The following is a 3,328-nucleotide window of genomic DNA, read 5'->3' as shown; positions in this document are numbered from 1 at the left end:
CCGTGGCCGGGCTCGTCGCCCGACCACGGCCACCGGCGCTGCGTGGACCCCGATGGCAACCAGCACCACCGCGCCGAACGCCGACCGGCGCGTACCCCGGGCCGGGTCACCCGCCCGGGGGGCCGCCCGCCGGCCGCGCGGCCCCCGCCGCTCGCTCCTGCCGTACCTGCTGCTCGCCCCGGCCATCGTGCTGGAACTCGCCATCCACGTGATCCCGATGGTCGTCGGGGTCTGGATGAGCCTGCTGGAGCTGACCCAGTTCCACATCCGGGACTGGTCCACCGCGCCCTTCGTCGGGCTGGAGAACTACCGGGCCACGCTCGACCTGAACTCCGCCGCCGGCAAGGAGCTGCTGCACTCGTTCTGGGTGACGCTGATCTACAGCCTGCTCTCGGTCGGGTTCGCCTGGCTGCTCGGCATCGCGGCGGCCGTCGTGCTGCAGAAGCCGTTTCGCGGGCGGGCCATCCTGCGGGCGCTGTTCCTCACCCCGTACGCCCTGCCGGTCTACACCGCCGTGATCACCTGGAGCTTCCTGCTGCAGCGCGACACCGGCCTGGTCAACCACGTGCTCGTCGACCAGCTCGGGCTGCTGAACGAGCGGCCCTTCTGGCTGATCGGCGACAACAGCTTCTGGTCACTGCTGGTGGTGTCGGTCTGGCGCAACTGGCCGTTCGCGTTCCTCTGCCTGATGGCCGGCCTGCAGAACGTGCCGGGCGAGCTGTACGAGGCCGCCGCGATCGACGGCGCGGGATTCTGGCGCCGACTGCGCTCGGTCACCCTGCCCATGCTGCGGCCGGTGAACCTGGTGCTGCTGCTGGTGCTGTTCCTGTGGACGTTCAACGACTTCAACACCCCGTACGTGCTCTTCGGCGGCTCCGCGCCCGAGCAGGCCGACCTGATCTCCATCCACATCTACCGCAGCTCCTTCAAGACCTGGGACTTCGGGTCGGGCTCGGCGATGTCGGTGGCGCTGCTGCTGTTCCTGCTGGTCGTCTCGGCCGCGTACCTGCTGATCACCAACCGCCGGAGGGACGACCATGCGTGAGACCGCCGGTGAGCGCTGGGGCCGGCGCATCGTGCTGACCCTGCTCACCCTCTTCGTCGTCATTCCGCTGTACGTGATGGTCACCTCGGCGGCGAAACCGTTGCGGGACGTGCAGAACGGGTTCACCTGGTGGCCCAGCCGGCCCACCCTGCAACCGTTCGTCGACATGTGGAGCACCGTGCCGCTGGCCCGCTACCTGGTCAACAGCCTGGTGGTGTCGAGCGTCGCGGCGGTCTGCTCGGTGGCCGTGGCCATCTTCGCGGCGTTCGCGGTCAGCAGATACCGGTTCCGCGGCCGGGGCGTCTTCTCGGTGACGGTGCTGTCCACCCAGATGTTCCCCGGCATCCTGTTCCTGCTGCCGCTGTTCCTCATCTACGTCAACCTGGGCAACGCCACCGGAATCGAGCTGTACGCCAGCCGCACCGGCCTGATCATCACGTACCTGACCTTCTCGCTGCCGTTCTCGATCTGGATGCTGGTCGGCTACTTCGACTCGATCCCGCGCGGGCTGGACGAGGCGGCGCAGGTCGACGGGGCCGGGCCGCTGCGCATCCTGTTCCGGGTCATCCTGCCGGCCGCCGTGCCCGGCGTGGTCGCGGTGACCGTGTACGCGTTCATGACCGCCTGGGGTGAGGTGCTGTTCGCCTCCGTGATGACCGACGAGGGCAGCCGCACCCTGGCCGTCGGCCTGCAGGGCTACTCCACCCAGTTCAACGTCTACTGGAACCAGATCATGGCCGCCTCGCTGGTGGTCAGCATCCCGGTCGTCGCCGGGTTCCTGGCCTTGCAGCGCTATTTCGTCGCCGGCCTCACCGCCGGTGCCGTCAAGTGAGTCACCCCATCCCAGAGGAGAACCGTCCCGTGCCCGACCTGTCCAAGCTGCCACCCGACTTCCTCTGGGGCGTCGCCACGGCGGCGTACCAGATCGAGGGGGCCGTCGACGTCGACGGCCGGGCGCCGTCCATCTGGGACACCTTCTCGGCGATCCCCGGCAACGTCGACAACGGCGACACCGGCGCGGTGGCCTGCGACCACTACCACCGGTGGCCGGAGGATCTTGCGTTGCTGCGCCGGCTCGGCGTGGACGCGTACCGTTTCTCGGTGGCCTGGCCCCGGGTGATGCCCGACGGCGTCGGGCGGGTCAACCCCGCCGGGCTGGACTTCTACGACCGGCTCGTCGACACGCTGCTCGCCGACGGGGTCCGGCCGTTCGTCACGCTCTACCACTGGGACCTGCCGCAGGTTCTCCAGGATCGCGGCGGTTGGCCGGAGCGCGCCACGGCCGAGGCGTTCGCCGACTACGCGGCGGTGGTCGCCGCCCGCCTCGGCGACCGGGTGGCCGACTGGAACACGGTCAACGAGCCGCTCTGCGTGTGCTGGATCGGGCACCTGGAGGGGAAGATGGCCCCCGGCGAGCGGGACCTGACCCGCGCCGTGCACGCCTCGCACCACGCGCTGCTCGGGCACGGCCTGGCCACCCAGGCGATCCGGGCCAACGCCGCCCGACCGGCGTCGGTCGGTCTGGTGCTCAACCTCAGCCCGATCGAGCCGGCGACCGACCGACCCGAGGACGTCGCGGCGGCCCGGCGGGCCGACGGGCACGTCAACCGCTGGTGGCTGGACCCGATCCACGGGCGCGGCTACCCCGCCGACATGATCGACACGTACGGGGTCGAGCCGCCGGTGCGCGGTGACGACCTGGCGGTGATCGCCACGCCGACCGACTTCCTCGGGGTGAACTACTACTTCCGTCAACTGGTCGTCGACGACCCGACCGGCCCGGCGCCGTACGCGAAGCAGGTGCCGGTGCCCGGTTCGGTGGAGACCGCCATGGGCTGGGAGATGTACCCGGCGGGCCTGGAGCGACTGCTGGTCGACGTGCACGAGGAGTACCGGCCGGGGCGGATCATCGTCACCGAGAGCGGCTCGGCGTGGCTCGACGAGGTCACCGCCGACGGCACGGTCGAGGACAAGGAGCGCACCGACCACCTGGAGCAGCACCTGGCGGCGTGCGCGTCGGCGGTGGCCCGGGGGGTACCGCTGGACGGCTACTTCGTGTGGTCGCTGCTGGACAACTTCGAGTGGGCGTACGGCTACGACAAGCGCTTCGGGCTGGTGCACGTCGACTACGCCACCCAGCGGCGGACGGTGAAGGCGAGCGGCCTGCGCTACGCGGAGCTGATCCGCGCCCACCGACACCTCGCCCGCGCCACCGACGCCACCGACGCCGCCGCGCCGGTGGCCTGGCCCTCCTCGTGCGCGTGCTCCTGGTGGCCGAGTGCC

The 3,328-nt window shown here is 70.7% G+C and carries 3 protein-coding genes; all 3 read left to right on the top strand.

The genetic code is table 11. The annotated features are described in order from the left end of the window. On the top strand, window positions 1-1,045 hold a 1,045-nt coding region (locus tag ABZU46_RS31430), incomplete at its 5' end, for a sugar ABC transporter permease (protein ID WP_354863322.1). After that, complete coding sequence (locus ABZU46_RS31425) at window positions 1,038-1,877, top strand: carbohydrate ABC transporter permease (RefSeq protein ID WP_007460899.1); 840 nt, start codon at window positions 1,038-1,040, stop codon at window positions 1,875-1,877. The genes ABZU46_RS31430 and ABZU46_RS31425, both read left to right, overlap by 8 nt. Window positions 1,878-1,906: 29 nt before the next feature. Beyond that, the coding region (locus tag ABZU46_RS31420) for a GH1 family beta-glucosidase (protein WP_354863321.1) at window positions 1,907-3,328 on the top strand (1,422 nt) is incomplete at its 3' end.

The organism is Micromonospora sp. NPDC005197 (genome assembly GCF_040608295.1).
Lineage (GTDB): Bacteria > Actinomycetota > Actinomycetes > Mycobacteriales > Micromonosporaceae > Micromonospora.
The sequence above is the reverse complement of the archived record's forward strand: the minus strand, read 5'-3'. Positions and strand labels throughout refer to the sequence as shown.

Excerpts from the sequence above, each read along its gene's own strand:
- ABZU46_RS31425 (WP_007460899.1), top strand. The coding sequence starts at position 1,038 with ATGCGTGAGACCGCCGGTGAGCGCTGGGGCCGGCGCATCGTGCTGACC.